Raw genomic sequence first — 17,179 nt, 5'->3', positions numbered from 1 at the left:
ATTTCTCTCGAATGCAAAAGGTGGCTCGTTGCGGCGCGCGTCTACGCGCCGTTCGCGATAGGCACCCAGACGCTTTTCGTCTGGGTGTACTCGTACAGGGCTTCGACGCCGCTGGAGCGGCCGTGGCCGCTGCTGTCGTAGCCGCCGAAAGGCGTCGCCACGTGCATGTCCCGGTACATATTGATCCAGAAGATGCCGGCCCTGACGCTGGCCGCCACCCGATGCGCGCGAGCCACGTCGCGCGTCCAGACGGCGCCGCCCAGGCCGAATTCGCTGTCGTTGGCCTGGGTGATCGCGTCTGCCTCGTCGTCAAAGGGAATGGCGACCAGGACCGGCCCGAAGACTTCTTCCCGCGCGATGCGCATGTCGTTGCGCACGTTCTTCAGGACCGTGGGACCGACCAGGAAGCCGTCCTGCGGCGGCGCCTCGGCCGCGCCATAGGCCAGCGCCGCCCCTTCGTCCAGACCCAACCGGATCATCTGCCAGACCCGGCGATATTGCGCCGCGTTGTTGATCGGCCCGCTTTCCGAATCTTCGTCCAGCGGCGGCCCGATACGGTACCGGGCCGCCTCCTGCACGACGCGGTCGACGAACTGGTCATAGATGCCGCGCTGGACCAGCAGGCGCGAACCGGCCACGCAGTTCTGCCCCGTGTTCGAGAACGCGGCGATGGCGGCCACCTTGGCCGCCGCGCCCAGGTCGGCGTCCTCGAACACGATGTTGGCGGACTTTCCGCCCAGCTCCAGCAGGCAGGGAATGGGACGCGCGGCCGCGGCGGCGCTCACGCGGCGGCCGGTCTGCGTCGAGCCGACGAAAACCACTTTCCTGACGATGGGATCGGCGATGGCGGCGTCGCCGATGGTCTGGCCCAGTCCGCCGACCACGTTCAAGGTTCCCGCGGGCAATCCCGCTTCGATGGCGAGTCTGGCCAGGGCCAGCGCGGTCAGGGGCGTGAGTTCGGAGGGCTTGAGTAGCACCGCGTTGCCCATGGCCAACGCCGGCGCCGCATTCCAGGCCGCGAGGTACAGCGGGGAATTCCACGGCATGATCTGCAGAATCACGCCGATGGGCTCGCGCAGCGTGTAGTTCAACTGGCCGCCCGGCACGGGAATCACGTTGCCGCCGAACTTGTCGGCCCAGCCGGCGTAGTAGCGGAAGATTTCCGATACCGCCGCCAGTTGCGCCCTGCATCCCTTGATCGCCTTGCCGGAGGAAATCGATTCGAGCAGCGCCAGTCCTTCGGCGTTCTGCATGACCAGGCTCGCCAATGCCGCCAGCAATTCGCCGCGCCGCTGGGCCGACAAGTCGCGCCACGCCCGCTGCCCCTGCTCGCAGGAGGCCAGCGCCTTCTTCACGATGGCCGGCGTGGCGTCGCGGTAGGTCTGCAGCACGGTTCCGTCGGCCGGATACACCAGCGGCAGTTCACTGCCCTCGCCGGGAACGGCCACGCCCGCGATGAAGGACCCGACGTCCCGCGCCTGGCCGACGTAGCGGTCGCGCAATGACGCAAAGCATGCCGGAATGCCGTCGTTGATCATGAGCATGTCGTCCCGAAATAGCGTCTTGGTCTTATTTATTGGCGGCGTCGATTTCGGCGAACGTCTGCCTGGCCACGCGCGTCGCTTCGCTTCCGGCCGGAATGCCGCTATACAGGGCCACCTGCAGGAAAATCTCGCCGATTTCCTCGCGCGTCAGGCCGTTGTTCAAGGCCGCGCGAACGTGGGTCTTCAATTCCCCCGCCCGGTTGGCGCTGGAAAGAATGGCCAGATTGACGATGCTGCGGGCGCGGCGATCCAGGCCGGGCCGGGCCCAGACGTCGCCCCACAGATTGCGGATGGCGAAGGCGCGCATCGGCTCGCTGAAGGCGTCGGTGCCGGCGGTCGAGGCGGCCACGTACTCGGGGCCCAGCACTTCCGTGCGGATCTGCTCACCGCGCGCGAAAAGGTCTTCACTCATGATTCAGGTCGTCCTTGTGACTTGTCTGTCGTGAATGAAGTCTAGGCATCGACCAGGGAGGGTACAAGATACTAAAATTGTTATCCCGATTACTTTATATACTCCCATTCGCCATGACGCTGAATCAACTGCGCGCCTTCGTCGAAGTCGTCGAACACGGGAGCATTCGCGCCGCGGCCCGCCATCTGGCCATGGAGCAGAGCGGGCTGACGCAGCAGATCAAGCGGCTCGAGGAAAGCCTGCGGGCGCGGCTGTTCGTGCGCTCCGGCAAGGGGATCTCCCTGACCCCGGAGGGCGGCGAGCTGCTGGCGCGGGCCCGCATCATCCTCGGCGAGTGCGCGCGGGCCGAGCAGATCTTCCAGCACCTCCAGGGCGAACTGTCCGGCGCCATCAACGTCGGCGTGTCGTCCGAAGTGTTCGGCCGGCTCCTGCCGCCGGTGCTGCAGCGTTTTCGCAAGCAGCATCCCCGGGTCTCGGTGCACATCAGCGCGGGTCCCTCCACCCTGCTGCTGTCCTCGCTGCGGGAAGGCAAGCTGGATCTTGCCCTGACGCTGGTGTCGTCGGGCACCGACACCGGCGACCTGCGGGGAACCTACCTGGCCAAGTCCGAACCCTGCATCATTTGCCGCAAGAACCATCCTCTGCGCAAGGCCGCGTCCATCCACGACCTGCGGGACGCGGAATGGGTCAATACGCGGCCGTTCGGCCGCGTCGGCACGCCCACCAACCGCCTGGCCGACTGGTTCGCGCGCAATGGCCTGGACATGCCCAGGATGGTGGGCAGCGTGGAGTCCCTCTTCGATACGCTGGACCTGGTGTCCAGTTCGGACTACCTATTCCTGGCGCCGCGCATCATCCTGGAAAAACTTTCCCTGCGCCAGCATCTGAGCCTCATCGAGGTCGCCGAACCCATCCCGGAATCCGATATGTGCCTGGTCGAACGCGCCACGATAGACCTGGCGCCGGCGGCCCGAGCGTTCGCGGACCTGATCCTGGAACGGTCCGGCAAGGCCGGACACGCGCCCCGCAGGCTGGATTGACGCCGCCGCGGGCGCCGGGATGCCCGCAGGCCATGCCGCGCTCAGCACTCGACGATATTCACGGCAAGCCCGCCGCGCGCCGTCTCTTTGTACTTGGTCTTCATATCGGCGCCCGTTTCCCGCATGGTCTTGATGACCTGGTCCAGGCTGACATGGTGCCGGCCGTCGCCGTTCAAGGCCATGCGCGCCGCGTTGATCGCCTTGATGGCGGCCAGCGCGTTTCGTTCGATGCAGGGAATCTGGACCAGTCCGCCCACCGGATCGCAAGTCAGTCCCAGGTGATGCTCCATGCCGATCTCCGCGGCATTCTCCACCTGGGCCGGGCTGCCGCCCAACACCGCGCAAAGACCGGCGGCCGCCATCGAGCATGCGACGCCGACCTCGCCCTGGCAACCGACTTCGGCGCCGGATATGGAAGCGTTTTCCTTATACAGGATTCCCACCGCCGCGGCCGTCAGGAGAAAATCCACAATGCCGTCGTCGTCCGCGCCAGGCACGTACCTGGCGTAGTAATGCAGCACCGCCGGCACGATGCCCGCCGCGCCGTTGGTGGGCGCGGTCACCACGCGGCCGCCGGCGGCGTTTTCCTCGTTCACCGCCATGGCGAACAGGTTCACCCAGTCCATGGCCAGGAACGGGTCGTCGGACGCATCGCGCGCCGCCAGCTTGCGAGCCAGCGCGGCCGCCCGGCGCCGCACGCTGAAACCGCCGGGCAAGACGCCTTCCGACCGGCAGCCCCGTTCGACGCACGCTTGCATGACCCGCCATATGTCGAGCAGTCCCGCCCGGGTTTCCGCGTCGGGCCGCCAATGGCGTTCGTTGCGGCGCATGACCTCCGCGATGCTGATTCGCAGGCGCTGCGCCAGTCCGAGCAGTTGCTCGCCGGTACGAAAAGGCAACGGTAGTTCACTCGCGTCGGGCACCACCGACGCGCGCCGGCTCCCGTCCCGCAGCACCGTTTCGCTGACGACGAAACCGCCCCCCACGGAATAGAAGGTCGACGATCGCAGTTCCTCGCCCAGGGCGTTCTCCGCCACGAAGCGCATGCCGTTGGCATGCAGCGGCAATGCGCGCCGATACATCAGGATGTCCTTGCGGGGATCGAACGGGATATCCCGAATGCCGCCCAGCGAAATCCGCTTGTAAGTGCGGACCCCGTCCACGATGTCCGCGATCCGATCCACGTCCACCGTGTCGGGTTCGTATCCGCTGAGCCCAAGCATGACCGCGGTATCGCTGCCATGGCCTTTGCCGGTGGCTCCGAGCGACCCATACAATTCCGCGCGAACGCGGGCCACATCGCCTGCCGCGCCGCACGATTCCAGAGTCCGGAGAAACAAGACGGCGGCCCGCATGGGTCCTACCGTATGCGAACTGGACGGACCGATGCCGACCTTGAAGAGGTCGAAAACACTGAGTGCCACCGTGAACCCCGGATCAACGAAGGAAATGAAGCTTGTCGAACCGCCGGCGGAAGGCGCTGACTTCGCCGGCCAGCGCTTCGGGACGCTTGCGTTCGAACAGCACGTCGGCGATGAATCCCGCCAGCGTGGGCATGTCCGCGTCCTCCATCCCCCAACGCACCAGTTCCGGCGTACCCATGCGCAGCCCGTTCATATCGCCTTCGACCGGCGCCAGCGGCAAGCCGATGCCGCAAGCCAGGATATTGGCGCAGCGCAAGCGCTTGGCCATCGCCTGCCCCCCGCCAAAGGCATGCGCCTCGATCGCGAACTGATGCGACGTGGTGATGCCGCGGTCGCGCGCGAAGACCGGCAGGCCTTCCCCGACCAGCGCCTGGGCCAGGGCCTGGCTCGCGCTGACCATTCTGGCGGCGTACTGCTTGCCGTAGACCTTCCAGTCCAGCATGGTCATGGCGATCGCCGCCGACCTGGCGGAATCGAAATTCGCCGTCATCCCCGGATAGGCGATGGCATCCAGCCGCCGGGCAACGGCCTCGTCATTGGTAACGATAAGCCCCCCGGCCGGCCCCGCCAGGCTCTTGTAGGTGCTCAACGTCATCAGATGCGCCCCCTCTTCCAGCGGCTGTTGCCACGCATGGCCCGCGATGAGGCCGCAGACGTGGGCGGCATCGAACAACACCAGCGCGCCGACCTCGTCGGCGATCTCCCGAACGGCGCGGATGGGATGGGGGAACAGATTGAGGCTGTTTCCCACGGTGATCATCCTGGGCTTGAGCCGATGCGCGTCCTCGCGCAGGCGGCTGACATCGACCGTATACCGGTCGGCGTCGAAGGCCATCATGTAGGGCTGGAGGCCGTACATCCCGGCCGCGCCTTCGGGATGATGGCTGAAATGGCCGCCGATGGCCGCGCCGGGAACGAACACGGTGTCGCCGGGCTTGGCCGCGACCATATACGCGTACAGATTCGCCAGGGCGCCCGACGCCACCCGCAGTTCGGCATACCTGGCGCCGAACACTTCGGACACCAGCTCGGCCGCCAGCACCTCGATCTTCTCCACGCCCTCCAGGCCCATCTCGTACTTGTCGCCGGGGTAGCCGAGCGAAGGCCGCGACCCCACGCCGCTCGCCAGCAGCGCCTCTGCCTTGGGATTGATGGCATTGGTGGCCGGATTCAGATTGAAGCAGTCCCGCTCGTGAATGGCGCGATTTTCCTCGACGAAGGCCAGGAGGTCGCGCTCGTTCTGCTCCGGCGTCTGCTCGCTGAAGCGCGCGGCAAGCGACTGCGCATAGTCCTCGGCGGCGGCGGGAACCCAGGGTCGGGGGCTCAACATGTCCTCATCCTCTTCACATGTCCCAGGCGCGGCAAGCGATGGAAGCGGATGCCTCGATTCGGCATCGCTTGTGCCCGTGGGTGGTCGGTTGGCGATAGCCAGCATTTAAGAGGATGTATATCATCAGGTCTACTGACGTTTTCTGAATCAATACATTAGCCAGATTATCCATTCAGGACCCGGACCAGGGAGAAGAACGTGGATTTGAGCCGACTGAAGGTGCTGCGGGAGCTATCGCGCTGCGGCACGATGGCCGCGGCCGCGCAGGCGCTGTACTTGTCGCCATCCGCCGTGTCGCAGCAAGTGGCGCAGTTGGAAATCGAAGCCGGCGTTTCCCTGACGGAACGCCGCGGCCGCGGCGTCGTTCTCGCGCCCGCCGGGCAGGCCCTGGTCGGCTATGCCGAACGCATCCTGGTCGTGCTGGACGAAGCGAAGTCCGAGATGGCGCAATTGCGCAAGGAAATCGCGGGCGAGCTCCGCGTGGCGGCCTTCCCGTCCATCGCCTGCGTCGTCCTGCCGCAGACGATGAAAGCCCTCGTGCAACTGTTTCCGCGCCTGCACGTCGTCCTGGAGGAAATGGAGCCCAGCGACGGACTGGCCGCGCTGCGCTCCTGGCGTGTCGACGTCGCGATCGTCGATGACCTCTCGACCGTCCTGGAGGGGCGCCCCGAAGGCCTGGACCGGGTCGCGCTGACCGAGGACGTGCTGTACGCCCTGCTTCCCGCCGGCCATCCCCTGGCCGCGAAACACAGCGTCTCGATCACCGACCTTCGAAACGCGTCCTGGGCGCTGGACGCGACCTCCAGCGCGTATGGCGACTTCATCGTGAATCTCTGCAGGCGCACCGGTTTCGAGCCCAGGCTGAACGCCGCCTGCTCGGGCTTCCAGATGGTATCGGCCATGGTGGCCGCCGGCTGCTCGGTCTCCGTTGCGCCGGGCCTGCTCCTGCACAAGAAGATACCCGGCATCAAGGCCGTCAAGCTCCGGCCCGAAGTGCGGCGCAGCATCTCGGTCGCCTATCGCAGCGGCGAGAGAAACCACCCGTCGGTAAAGCTATTCACGGAAGAACTGCTGCGCCGCGGCGCCGCCTTGCGGCAAGCCAGTCCGGGCAAGACAGCCGCCTGAGCGGCATGCGCCGGCGCACTTGCGTGGACTGGGATTTACCCTCGATTCAACAGCCAGGCTAACGAATATCTTAAAAATATATCGATGGAATTTATCGTTTCCCGTTTCTAGTATGTGCGTGACAGGGCCCTGACCCACGGGCGGAGGCCCTGGCGAATCGGCATCGATTCGATCGAAAACACCACAAGGGAAACCGCCATGCCACGTCGCCTCGGAGTACAAGGACTCACCCAAGCCCTGCGCAGCGCCTCCGCGCTCATTCTCATCGCCCTGCTGACCTTCGCGCTTGCTCCCAGGGCCCGAGCCGACACGTATCCCGCCCGGCCGATCCAGATCATTCTGTCCTATCCGCCGGCCGGCGCCGCCGACATCCTGGCTCGATCGCTGGCCGAGCGCCTGGGCACACTGCTCAAGCAAGCCGTCGTGGTGGACAATCGGCCGGGCGCGGGCGGCGCGATCGGGCTCATGGCCGCGGCCAAGGCCAGGCCGGACGGCTATACCCTGTATCTCGCCTCCTATACCAACCAGGCCGTCGCCGCCGCGGTCTACCGTACCCAGCCCGCGGACCTGCAGGCGGACTTCGAGCCGATTGCCCGCATCGGCTACGCGCCTCACGCGCTGGTGGTCCCGGCGGTGCTTCCCGTCAAGACCGTCGCGGAATTCGTGAACTACGTCAAGGCCAAGCCCGGCGCCTACAATTTTGCCTCGCAAGGCCTGGGTACCTTGTCGCACCTGGAGGCCGAGGTATTCATGGCCAGGACGGGGATAAAACTGACGCACATTCCCTACAAGGGCAGCTCCGATGCGCAACCGGCCCTCATCACCAATAGCGCCAGCATGATGTTCGACAGCATCACCGGCTCCCTGGCCCTGGTGAAGGCCGGCAAGCTGCGCTTCCTGGCCGTGGCCTCCAAGGACCGCTTCCCCCTGCTGCCCGACGTGCCGACCCTGAAGCAAGCGGGCCTGGACGATATGCAGATCGACAACCAGATGGGCGTATTCGCTCCGAAGGGGACGCCGCAGGCCGCGCTGGACAAGATCTCGGCCGCGCTCGAGCAGGTGCTCGCCGATCCGGCGCTGCGATCGTCCATCGTGGACAAGGGGATGGTGATCGACTATGCCCCTGAAGCCACGCTGCGCGCCAGCCTGGCGCACGAAATCCGGTACTGGAGCAAGGCGGTCAAGGCGGCCGATGTGAAAGTCGAGTAAAGCGCGCCGCCGCCGACCCGACCGTTTTCCGCAAACCCATTGGAGACCCCTGATGCCGCATACCCCCGCCTACCGCGCCGCGAACGGAAAGAAGTTCGCGATCGCGGGCGGCTCTCCCGAAGTCGTGGACGCCGCGCGAAAAATCTTCGATTGCGGCGGCAATGTGGTGGATGCCGCCACCGCGGCGGCGGCGGCAGCCTGCGTGGCCATGCCGCACATGACCGGCCTGGGCGGCGACCTGTTCGCCTTGGTCGCCCTGCGCGATCGACCCGTGGTCTCCTTGAACGCCACGGGCGCCGCGCCCATGGCGGCATCGATAGCGCGCTACCGGTCCATGGGGTTGATCACCGTGCCCGAACATGGAGGCTTGTCGGCCCAGACGCCGGCCACCGCCTGGGGCCTGGAAACCCTGGCCCGGCGTTGGGGCGCCATGCCGCTGGCCGACGTTCTCCAACCCGCGCGCCGCCTGGCCGAGGAAGGCTTCGACGTAGGCGCGCGGCTCGGCGCGCTGATCGCCACGCGCCAGGCCGCACTCGCGCGCCAGCAGGCGTGGGGGCGCATCTTCGCGCCGAACGGTCGCCCCCTGGCAGCCGGCGACCGCTTGCGGCAACCGCAACTCGCGCAGGCCATCGACCTGCTCATGCAGGAAGGCGCGGCAGGATTCCATGGCGGATGGGTCGGCCGCGATCTCGCGCAAGCTGCCCAGGAAGACGGCGGCCTGATGACGCATGAGGACGTGTTGCGCGTGCGGCCGGAAGTCGGGCCGCCGTTACGCTGTCGCTTCGCCGGCCACGACATCTACTCGCAGGCGCCCGTTTCCCAAGGCTTCGTGCTATTGCGTGCCCTCGCCTTGCTGGAACGCATCCCGCCGGAGGGCGAGGATACGCGAAACACCGCCCTGGCCCTGATCCAGGCGTTCAATGAACGGCTGGACTACCTGAAGGACTCGGAAGACGCGCATGCCGCGGCGCAAACGCTGATCGAGCGCGCCCCGGCCCCCCGGCCCGCGTCGCAGCCCATCAACGCCTCCTGCAGCGGCAACACGACGGCGCTGGCCGTCATGGACGCCGACGGCAACGCGGTGTCGGTCATACTCAGCCTCTTCGACGTGTTCGGCTCGGGGGTCGTCGGCCAGCGCAGCGGCATCGTCCTGAACAACCGCCTCAGCGGCTTCTTTCTCGACGACCGCTATGCCAACGCGCTGGCGCCAGGGCGACGATCCATGCACACCCTGCACAACTACGTCGTCCGGAAAGACGGCGCGAACTGCTGGGCGGGCGGCTCGCCCGGCGCGGATGTCCAGCCCCAAGCCAATCTGCATGTCATCATGAAGCTGCTGCGAGAGCAGGCCCCGCCGGAGATGGCCGTCTCTGCCCCGCGCTGGGTCGTCACGCCCGGCACCGCTCCCCAGGACATTACCGCGCATCGACCGACCGTCCTGGAACTCGAACCTGGCATACCAGCGGCGCAGCGGGACGCGCTCCGCTCCCTGGGTTTCGCCATGCGCGATCTCGACGGCGCAAGCCTGGGCAGCAGCAAACTAGTCGGCAGGACAGGCCCGGACACTATCGGCGCCTGGACCGACCGCCGCCGCGACGGGGATGTCTATGCCGTATGAACGCTCAGGCGGCGATGCCCAATAAACCAGGGGGCATCGTTTTGCCCAAGATCCCAGAAGACGCCCGCCATCATCTGCAATCCTTCTCTTGCAAGCGACCCGAGCAGGTGTTCGTTGGGACCGTGCTGCCCGCAGGCGGGATATGAATGCGGGATCCAGAGCGTCGGCAAACCCAGCACATCGCTGAAGGCCGCATTCGGAATCGACCCGGCCAGGTTGGGCATGATGGACGTGACACGCTGCGTCGTGCATGCGAGGGATTCCGCGCACCAATGCACCCATGGATCGGCGGGATCGAGCCGCGTCGCCGCCGAGTGCATCCCCAGTTCGACGTCGACATCTCCATAGCCGTGCGCCCGCAAATGCGCGGCGACCAACGCAGGCAGCGCTTGCCACGGCGTGCCCGGCACGAATCGCAGTTGGCAATGGGCGACGGCCCGCGCAGGAATGGCATTGACCGGACGATCGGCATCGCCCGCGCCCAAGGCCAGCACTTCCATGGTGTTCCACGCCATCAGGCGTTCGGCGGGCGTCAGGCCGGGCTCCCCCCATCCCTCGGCCAGGACGGGATCGCCCTCGCCCCCACCTATCGGCAGCGTCGCGACCGCCGCCCGCACCGCGTCCGAAATGGCCGGCGCGCGCAAACCCGCCACCTGCATCACGCCGCGTCCATCGACCAGGCATGCCACCGCACTGGCGATCACGGTCGCGGGATTGCGGATGACGCCGCCCCAATTGCCCGAGTGGAACGCCCTCTCCCTGCAACGCAAGGACAAAGTGAAGTTGACCATTCCCCTGGAACCGAGAAATAGCGTGGGACGATCGGCCCGGATACGGGGCCCATCGCACCCGATGAACAAGTCCGCTTCGAGCAGACCAGCCTGCTCGGCGCAGAAGGCTTCGAGACCGGGCGAGCCCGCCTCTTCGCCGCTCTCGAGCAGCACCTTGACGTTGTATCCCAATGCCCCGCGCCTCGCTTCCAGCGCGGCGGCCAGGCCACCGAGACAGATCGTATGCTGGCCCTTGTTGTCCGCCGTACCGCGGCCATACCAGCGGTCGTCCTCGATGACGACCTGCCACGGGTCCAGCCCCGCGCGCCAGGCCGGCGAGTTGCCGCTGACCACGTCGCCATGGCCGTAAAGCAAGACCGTGGGCAACTCGGGCGATTCCACGCGGCTAGCGACCAGCAACGGACCCGCGCCGTCGACGGGATTCGGCAATAGGCGAGCGCTGAAACCCAGCGCCCGCAGCCCAGGCGCCATTTCATCCCTCAAATAACTGGCCAACACCGCCAGGTCGGGATTCCGGTCGCTCTCGGTCGGGAACCCCACCCTGCGATTCAAATCCCGCAGGAAGCCGCCATCGTCGAAGTATTCCGCCGCGGCTTCCAGGCACCTCGACCGGTTTTCGCAGGCCGCCTCTCTCCCGGTCGCACTGTGGGTCGACGAATCCATGCGGCTCAGTTATGAATGATGTGATTGGCTTCGGCGATCGGGCGCAGGGCGGCGATCTCCTTGTGAACCCGCTCCGTATAGCTAGTCGGATCTTCGAACTTCGGCTCCAGGCCGGCCTCGACGAGCTTGGCCTGGACCGTCTTGTCGTCCACCGCGGCGCGCAGCGCCTTCTCCAGGGTCTTCTGCACGTTGCCGGGAAGATGAGCCGGCCCGACCACGGCAAACCAGGTCTGCATCGAAAAGCCCGGAAAGCCGCTTTCCGCGATCGTGGGGACATCGGGCATGGCCGCCGCGCGTGTCGGACCCGTGACGGCGATAGGCTTGATCAGGCCGGTCTTGATGGCCGATGCCGCCGCCGGCACCGCGTCGAAGCTGATCGGAATCTGGCCGCCCATCAGATCGGTCAGGGCAGGCGCGGCGCCCTTGTAGGGAATATGCGTAATCCTGACCTTGGCCGCCGACCACAGCATCTCGGCCGCGAAATGCACCGTCGTGCCATTGCCATGCGAACCGTATGAGTATTTGGAAGGATCCTTGCGTATTTCAGCGAGCAAGGTCTGCAGATCGTTGGCGGGCTCCAGTTTCTTGTTGGCGAGCAGGACCAGGCTGGTGGTCCCCACGAGGCCGATAGGCGTGAAACTCTTGATCGGATCGTAGGACAACTCAGGATAGAGTATGGGATTGACCGTGAATGTCGTCGCGGTGGCCAGCATCAGCGTATAGCCGTCCGGCGCCGACTTGGCCGTAAAGTCCGCTCCGATGATGGTGGCTGCGCCCGCCTTGTAGTCGACCACTACCTGCTGGGACAGCTTCTCGCTCAAGGCCTGGGCGACGAAGCGGGCCACGGTATCGGTCGTCCCTCCAGGCGGGAATGGCACGATCAGCCGGATCGGCTTGTCGGGATAGGCGGCCGACGCGGCGGGCGTGGAAAAGGCGGCAAAGGATGCAACGGCCAGGAGCGCCGCGGACTTTAAATAGCGATTCATTTTCTTCCCCTTGTGATTCGCAGGATTGCCCGCTTTACGCGGTCTTTCCATTGAGCGTGACGATACGATTGAAATCCTCACCATCGGCCAATTCCGCGGCGCTGGCCTTCCAGATCGTGCCGACGTCCGCGGAAATCGGCAATTGCAGGCCCAATTGATCGATCAAGCCGATCGCCAGGCCGACGTCCTTGCGCATCAGTCCCATGGTGAAGCCCGAGTCGAAGGCGTTGTTCATGATGCGGCTGGGATAGTTGTAGATCGTCACGCCGCTGCGGCCGCTGCCGGCGTTCACCGCGTCGATCAGTTGCGCCGTGCTCACCCCAGCCGCCTCGGCCATGCGGAAGGCTTCGCTCGCGGTCAACAGGTGCGAGGCCACGAGCAGGTTGTTCACCAGCTTGCCGACCTGGCCCGCCGTCGCCGGCCCGATGTGAAAGCGCTTGGAACCCAGCGCTGCCAGAACCGGCTGCGCGGCGGCCACGTCCTCCTCGGATCCGCCGATGAACATGGTCATCTGGCCGCTCGCGGCGCCGCGCGGTCCGCCGCTGACGGGCGCATCGATATACCGCAGCGCGTGGCGGGCAAGCAGCGCGATCACATCCCGGGTCAAGGCCGGATCGCCCGTCGTCGTGTCGATAATCAGCGTACCTGGCCTGGCCAGCGCGGCCAGGCCCTGCTCGCCTTGCACCAGCGCTTGCACGATCTGCGTGTTGGGCAGGGAAAGCACGATCGTCGAAGCGGCGGCAGCCAAGGCCTTGAGGTCCGAGGCCAGCTCGATGCCGTCCGCCTGGGCAGCGGCGACCGCGGCCGCCGAAGGATCCAGGCCGATGACGCCGAAGCCGGCGCGCTTGAGGGTGTTGGCCATGCCCCGGCCCATATTGCCCAGGCCGATGATGCCGATGATCTGTTTGTCCGTCATGGTGATACCGGTTGATTCCAGGAAAAGGGAAAGTCAGGCGCCCGTCGTAAAGGGAACCCAGATGCTCTTGGTCTGTGTGTACTCGTAAAGGGCTTCCATGCCGCTTCCGCGCCCGTAGCCGCTGTTGTCATAGCCCCCGAAAGGGGTCGCCACGTGCATGTCGCGGAACATATTGATCCAGAAAATGCCCGCCCTCACCCGCGCGGCCACCCGATGGGCTCTCGCGATATCGCGCGTCCATACCGCGCCGGCCAGTCCGAATTCCGAGTCGTTGGCGATCTCGACGGCTTCGTCCTCGGAATCGAAGGGAATCACCACCACGACCGGACCGAAAATCTCCTCGCGGGCGATACGCATCCGGTTGTTTACGCCGGTCAATATCGTGGGACCGATGTAATAGCCATCCTGCGCCGGCGCCCTGCCCTCGCCCAGGGCGAGCCTTGCGCCCTCGTCCAGGCCCATGGCGATCATGTCCCAGGTTCGGCGGTACTGCGCGGCATTGTTGATGGGGCCGCAGTCGGCGCTTTCATCCAAGGGGTGGCCGACCTTGTAGGCGCGGGAAGCCGCCACGACTTTCTCGACGAAGACGTCATGCACCTTGCGCTGCACCAGCAATCGCGATCCGGCGGCGCAGTTCTGTCCGGTGTTGGCGAAGGCCGCGACGACGGCGGCGCGCGCGGCCTGCTCCAGGTCCGCGTCGTCGAAGACGATATTGGCGGATTTCCCGCCCAGCTCCAGCAAGCAGGGGATCGGCCTCAGGCCGGCGGCGCTGTTCACGCGCCTGCCCGTCTGCGTCGACCCGACGAATACGACTTTCTTGACCGCGCGATGGTCGATGGCGACCGGCCCTGCCGTCTGCCCGAGCCCATTGACCACGTTCAGGGTTCCTGGCGGCAGGCCCGCGTCCAGCGCCAGTTTTGCAAGGGCCAGCGCCGTCAGCGGGGTCAGCTCGGACGGCTTGAGCAGCACCGCGTTACCCATCGCCAGCGCGGGCGCGGCATTCCAGCCCGCGAGATACAGGGGCGAGTTCCAGGGCATGATCTGCAGGATGACGCCCAGCGGCTCCCTCAACGTGTAGTTGAGCTGCCCGGTCGGAACCGGGATGGTCTGTCCGGTGAACTTGTCGGCCCAGCCCGCGTAATAGCGAAAGGTCTCGGCCACCGCGGCCATCTGCGCGCGGCTACCCTTGATCGCCTTGCCGCAGGACCACGACTCCAGGCGGGCCAGGGCATCGGCATGGACCGAGACGAGCCGGCCGAGTTCGGCCAGGACTATCGCGCGGGCCTGCGCCGTCCTGGCGGCCCACTGGCTTTGTCCTCGTTGCGAATTCTCCAGCGCGGCGGTTACCTGCTCCGCGGTGACATCGTTGTACTCCAGCAATGCCCCGCCCGTTGCCGGATTGGTCAGGGCGATCGCCGCACCCTGGCCGGCGACGTTCGTCCCGCCAATGTACGAGCCCAACGGGGCATCGGCGGACAAGCCGAGCAAGGTCCGTAGCCAAGCCAGGGGAGACGGGTCGGCATCACGCACGGCGCCGGCGCTCATCGCGCGGCCTGCGCGGCTTGCTCGGCGTCGTACTCGGCAAAGAACAGCCGCGCGATGCGCGTGGCGTCGCTGCCGGTAGGTATGCCGCAGTAAAGCGCGACCTGCAGGAAGATCTCGCTGATCTCCTCGCGCGTCACGCCGTTATTCAGGGCTCCCCGCAGGTGCACCTTCAGCTCTGACGGCCGATTGGCCGCCGACAGCAAGGCCAGGTTGACGATACTGCGGGCGCGGCGGTCCAGGCCAGGACGGTCCCAGACGTCTCCCCAAAGATTCTTGATGGCGAATTCGCGCATGGGCTCGCTGAACGCGTCCGTGCTCGCCGCGGAATTGGCGACATAGCCCTCGCCCAATACCTCGCGGCGAATTTCCTCGCCACGCTTGAACAGATCCTTGGTGCTCATTGCATCTTCCTCTGACATAAGGTCCGGTCGACGAGCCGGACAGAGGCAAGTCTAGGGTTGCCCCCAAGAGCAGGGAAGATGTCAATATCATTATCATGATCGCCAAAACTTATAGGGGTTTACACCATGACGCTGGACCAGTTGCGAGCGTTCGTGGCGATCGTGGAGCAAGGCAGCATACGGGCGGGCAGCCGCATATTGGGCATCGCGCAAAGCGGCTTGACCCAGCAGATCCGGCGGCTAGAACGATCGCTGAATGCGACGCTGTTCGTGCGCGCGCAAAGCGGCGTCGTGCTGACGCCCGAGGGATCGTGCCTGCTTGCCCGAGCGCGGATCATTCTCGGCGAGTGCGATCGCGCGGAACAGGAGTTCGGTTATTTCAATGGCGAACTGACCGGCGCGCTGTCGGTGGGCGGATCAGCGGAAGCCTGCGCGCGGCTGTTTCCCGTGCCCTTGCGCCAACTTCGCACCGATCACCCCGCCGTGCGCGTGCATATCGCGAGCGGGCCGTCTTCCATGCTGCTAACGGGAATACGGGAAGGGAAACTGGATTTCTCGGTAACGCTGGTCTCGGCGCGCAGCGACATGACCGATCTTCACAGCACCCGCCTGCTGGCTTCCAGGCCGCGCATCCTCTGCCGGCGCGGACACCCGCTGGCGCGCGCCACGTCGGTGGCGGCGCTGGCCGACGCCGAGTGGATCAACACCAAGCCGCTCGGGCGCCCGGGAACGCCATCCAACCGGTTGGGGGACTGGTTCCTGGATAACGACCTGCCGCAGCCGAAAGTCGCCATGACCGTCGATTCGCTGCTCGACACGCTGCGGCTGGTCAGCGAAAGCGACTATCTTTTCCTGGGACCATCCTTCGTCGTGGAACCCGGCGGTTTCGAGTCCTCGCTAAGCGTCATTCCGGTTTCCGAGCCTATTCCAAGCGCCGACATCTGCCTTGTCCAACGCACCGCCGTCCCCCTGGCCCCCGCCGCGCGCAGACTTGCTTCGATGCTGATTTCGTTCAGCCGGACGCTTCATGACTAGGCGCCGTGCTTGCAGCCGTGGCCCGGTGCTCCCGGTCGCTCATGGAGAATGAGCGTCCGAACAGGCGGCAACCCCGGGCGGCGTCCTGCAACGGACTGCATGACGCGCCGCCCACCTGCGTTCACTCGAACTTCATCTTGCTGGTCGCCGCGCGCAGCTTGGCGTCCTCCTCGGCCAGGAAGGCCGGCAGCGAGGCCTGTTCCTGCGGCGTCGCCACCGCGAGGCCCGCGGCTTGCAACTGCTTGCGCACCGTGGCGTCGTTCAGCACCTGGACGACGGCGGCCTGCAAACGGGTCCGGCGATCCTCGGGCAGGCTCTTGGGACCGAACACGCCGAACCAGAACACGAAATCCACGCCCTTGATTTCCTTGCCCTCGTTGATGGACGGCAGTTCGGGCGCGGCCGGGTCGCGGGTCTGGCCGGTGACGCCGTAGGCCTTGACGCTTTTCCGGTTGATCTGCGGCAGCATCGTCGTGGGCAGGCTTACCGCCAGGTCGATCTGGCCTCCCAGCAGGTCCGTGAGCATGGGACCGCCGCCGCGATAGGGAACGTGGACCATGGAAACGCCCGTCAATTGCTGGATGTTCTCCATGACGATCTGCTGGTACGACCCCACGCCCGTGCTGCCGAAAGTCAGGGTGCCGGGTTTCTGGCGCGCGAGCTGCACGACCTCGTCGATACTGTTGGCCGGGAGGTCCTTGCGGCCGACCACCACGAAGGCGGTGCTGCCTACCTTGGCGATCGGCGTGAAATCCTTGTAGCCATACCGCACCGAGGGGTTGGTGATGGGCGCCAACACGGTCTCGTTGACCGATCCCAATAGCAGCGTATAGCCATCAGGCGCGGCGCGCGCGACCTGCGCGGCCCCGATGGCGCCCGCCGCCCCGCCGACATTGTCCACGACCACCGGCTGGCCCAGGATCCTGCCCAGGGGCTCGGCCAGATAACGGGCCACGGCGTCGTTGGTGCCGCCCGCGGGAAACGCCACGACCAGCGTGATGCGCCCCGACGGAAACGTATCGGCATACGTGGGCGCCGCCAGGCCGAGCGCCAGGGCGGCCGCGCCGCACAGCCAGGCGCGGCGTCCTGGAATATGGGAAATGAAACCGGACATGAAAACCCCTTGTCGTTATGGATGTT

General features: G+C 66.1%; 15 protein-coding genes. 5 read left to right on the top strand and 10 right to left on the bottom strand.

What is annotated here, in order from left to right; translation table 11 throughout:
• Positions 1-41: 41 nt before the first annotated feature.
• Together CAL29_RS11715 and CAL29_RS11710 are read right to left on the bottom strand one after the other, a co-directional pair.
• The gene (locus CAL29_RS11715) at positions 42-1,538 is read right to left on the bottom strand and encodes an aldehyde dehydrogenase family protein (RefSeq protein ID WP_094853207.1); all 1,497 of its coding nucleotides are present in this window, start codon (positions 1,536-1,538) and stop codon (positions 42-44) included.
• A 31-nt stretch (positions 1,539-1,569) separates the two neighbouring features.
• Positions 1,570-1,956, bottom strand: coding sequence for a carboxymuconolactone decarboxylase family protein (locus tag CAL29_RS11710; protein WP_094853206.1), 387 nt, complete (start codon positions 1,954-1,956; stop codon positions 1,570-1,572).
• Between the two features lie 113 nt (positions 1,957-2,069).
• Between CAL29_RS11710 and CAL29_RS11705 the strand changes: the two genes are divergently transcribed.
• Positions 2,070-2,996 (top strand): LysR substrate-binding domain-containing protein, encoded by a 927-nt coding sequence (locus CAL29_RS11705; RefSeq protein ID WP_094853205.1) that lies wholly within the window; start codon positions 2,070-2,072, stop codon positions 2,994-2,996.
• 41 nt (positions 2,997-3,037) lie between these two features.
• Here CAL29_RS11705 and CAL29_RS11700 read toward each other — a convergent pair whose 3' ends face one another.
• On the bottom strand, positions 3,038-4,420 hold the full coding sequence (locus CAL29_RS11700) for an L-serine ammonia-lyase (protein ID WP_094853204.1): 1,383 nt from the start codon (positions 4,418-4,420) through the stop codon (positions 3,038-3,040).
• Positions 4,421-4,433: 13 nt separating this feature from the next.
• A complete protein-coding gene (glyA, locus tag CAL29_RS11695) occupies positions 4,434-5,750 on the bottom strand; it encodes a serine hydroxymethyltransferase (protein WP_094853203.1) in 1,317 nt (438 codons plus the stop codon).
• 198 nt (positions 5,751-5,948) lie between these two features.
• Here glyA and CAL29_RS11690 point away from each other — a divergent pair, with 198 nt between their 5' ends.
• From CAL29_RS11690 to CAL29_RS11680, 3 genes are all read left to right on the top strand, one after another.
• The gene (locus tag CAL29_RS11690; RefSeq protein ID WP_094853202.1) at positions 5,949-6,875 is read left to right on the top strand and encodes a LysR family transcriptional regulator; all 927 of its coding nucleotides are present in this window, start codon (positions 5,949-5,951) and stop codon (positions 6,873-6,875) included.
• A gap of 198 nt (positions 6,876-7,073) precedes the next feature.
• Positions 7,074-8,084 carry a Bug family tripartite tricarboxylate transporter substrate binding protein gene (locus CAL29_RS11685; protein ID WP_094853201.1) on the top strand — a complete coding sequence of 337 codons (1,011 nt, stop codon included), beginning with the start codon at positions 7,074-7,076 and terminating at the stop codon, positions 8,082-8,084.
• Between the two features lie 52 nt (positions 8,085-8,136).
• The gene (locus tag CAL29_RS11680; RefSeq protein ID WP_094853200.1) at positions 8,137-9,702 is read left to right on the top strand and encodes a gamma-glutamyltransferase family protein; all 1,566 of its coding nucleotides are present in this window, start codon (positions 8,137-8,139) and stop codon (positions 9,700-9,702) included.
• On the opposite strand, the gene CAL29_RS11675 is transcribed toward CAL29_RS11680, so the two are convergent.
• Genes CAL29_RS11675 through CAL29_RS11655 form a run of 5 tightly spaced genes read right to left on the bottom strand, consistent with a single transcriptional unit; the run spans position 9,690 to position 15,004 of the window.
• The gene (locus CAL29_RS11675) at positions 9,690-11,156 is read right to left on the bottom strand and encodes a M20 family metallopeptidase (RefSeq protein ID WP_094853199.1); all 1,467 of its coding nucleotides are present in this window, start codon (positions 11,154-11,156) and stop codon (positions 9,690-9,692) included. The genes CAL29_RS11680 and CAL29_RS11675 overlap by 13 nt on opposite strands.
• Positions 11,157-11,161: 5 nt before the next feature.
• Positions 11,162-12,142: a Bug family tripartite tricarboxylate transporter substrate binding protein gene (locus CAL29_RS11670; RefSeq protein WP_094853198.1), complete on the bottom strand. Its 981-nt coding sequence runs from the start codon at positions 12,140-12,142 to the stop codon at positions 11,162-11,164.
• 34 nt (positions 12,143-12,176) lie between these two features.
• On the bottom strand, positions 12,177-13,058 hold the full coding sequence (locus CAL29_RS11665; protein ID WP_094853197.1) for an NAD(P)-dependent oxidoreductase: 882 nt from the start codon (positions 13,056-13,058) through the stop codon (positions 12,177-12,179).
• A 33-nt stretch (positions 13,059-13,091) separates the two neighbouring features.
• Positions 13,092-14,603 (bottom strand): aldehyde dehydrogenase family protein, encoded by a 1,512-nt coding sequence (locus tag CAL29_RS11660; protein WP_094853196.1) that lies wholly within the window; start codon positions 14,601-14,603, stop codon positions 13,092-13,094.
• Positions 14,600-15,004, bottom strand: a complete 405-nt coding sequence (locus tag CAL29_RS11655; RefSeq protein ID WP_094853195.1) for a carboxymuconolactone decarboxylase family protein — start codon at positions 15,002-15,004, stop codon at positions 14,600-14,602. Before CAL29_RS11655 ends, CAL29_RS11660 begins: the two co-directional genes overlap by 4 nt.
• A 126-nt stretch (positions 15,005-15,130) precedes the next feature.
• On the opposite strand from CAL29_RS11655, the gene CAL29_RS11650 reads away from it, so the two are divergent.
• Positions 15,131-16,039 (top strand): LysR substrate-binding domain-containing protein, encoded by a 909-nt coding sequence (locus CAL29_RS11650; RefSeq protein ID WP_094853194.1) that lies wholly within the window; start codon positions 15,131-15,133, stop codon positions 16,037-16,039.
• Between the two features lie 121 nt (positions 16,040-16,160).
• On the opposite strand, the gene CAL29_RS11645 is transcribed toward CAL29_RS11650, so the two are convergent.
• Entirely contained in the window at positions 16,161-17,153 is a 993-nt protein-coding gene (locus CAL29_RS11645) for a Bug family tripartite tricarboxylate transporter substrate binding protein (RefSeq protein WP_094853193.1), read from the bottom strand.
• Positions 17,154-17,179 lie beyond the last annotated feature (26 nt).

Source organism: Bordetella genomosp. 10 (assembly GCF_002261225.1).
Lineage (GTDB): Bacteria > Pseudomonadota > Gammaproteobacteria > Burkholderiales > Burkholderiaceae_B > Bordetella_C.
Note: the sequence above shows the minus strand (reverse complement) of the source record. Positions and strands in the feature narration are given on the sequence as shown.

Excerpts from the sequence above, each read along its gene's own strand:
- CAL29_RS11715 (WP_094853207.1), bottom strand. The coding sequence starts at position 1,538 with ATGATCAACGACGGCATTCCGGCATGCTTTGCGTCATTGCGCGACCGC.
- CAL29_RS11710 (WP_094853206.1), bottom strand. The coding sequence starts at position 1,956 with ATGAGTGAAGACCTTTTCGCGCGCGGTGAGCAGATCCGCACGGAAGTG.
- CAL29_RS11705 (WP_094853205.1), top strand. The coding sequence starts at position 2,070 with ATGACGCTGAATCAACTGCGCGCCTTCGTCGAAGTCGTCGAACACGGG.
- glyA (WP_094853203.1), bottom strand. The coding sequence starts at position 5,750 with ATGTTGAGCCCCCGACCCTGGGTTCCCGCCGCCGCCGAGGACTATGCG.
- CAL29_RS11685 (WP_094853201.1), top strand. The coding sequence starts at position 7,074 with ATGCCACGTCGCCTCGGAGTACAAGGACTCACCCAAGCCCTGCGCAGC.
- CAL29_RS11680 (WP_094853200.1), top strand. The coding sequence starts at position 8,137 with ATGCCGCATACCCCCGCCTACCGCGCCGCGAACGGAAAGAAGTTCGCG.
- CAL29_RS11675 (WP_094853199.1), bottom strand. The coding sequence starts at position 11,156 with ATGGATTCGTCGACCCACAGTGCGACCGGGAGAGAGGCGGCCTGCGAA.
- CAL29_RS11670 (WP_094853198.1), bottom strand. The coding sequence starts at position 12,142 with ATGAATCGCTATTTAAAGTCCGCGGCGCTCCTGGCCGTTGCATCCTTT.
- CAL29_RS11665 (WP_094853197.1), bottom strand. The coding sequence starts at position 13,058 with ATGACGGACAAACAGATCATCGGCATCATCGGCCTGGGCAATATGGGC.
- CAL29_RS11660 (WP_094853196.1), bottom strand. The coding sequence starts at position 14,603 with ATGAGCGCCGGCGCCGTGCGTGATGCCGACCCGTCTCCCCTGGCTTGG.
- CAL29_RS11655 (WP_094853195.1), bottom strand. The coding sequence starts at position 15,004 with ATGAGCACCAAGGATCTGTTCAAGCGTGGCGAGGAAATTCGCCGCGAG.
- CAL29_RS11650 (WP_094853194.1), top strand. The coding sequence starts at position 15,131 with ATGACGCTGGACCAGTTGCGAGCGTTCGTGGCGATCGTGGAGCAAGGC.
- CAL29_RS11645 (WP_094853193.1), bottom strand. The coding sequence starts at position 17,153 with ATGTCCGGTTTCATTTCCCATATTCCAGGACGCCGCGCCTGGCTGTGC.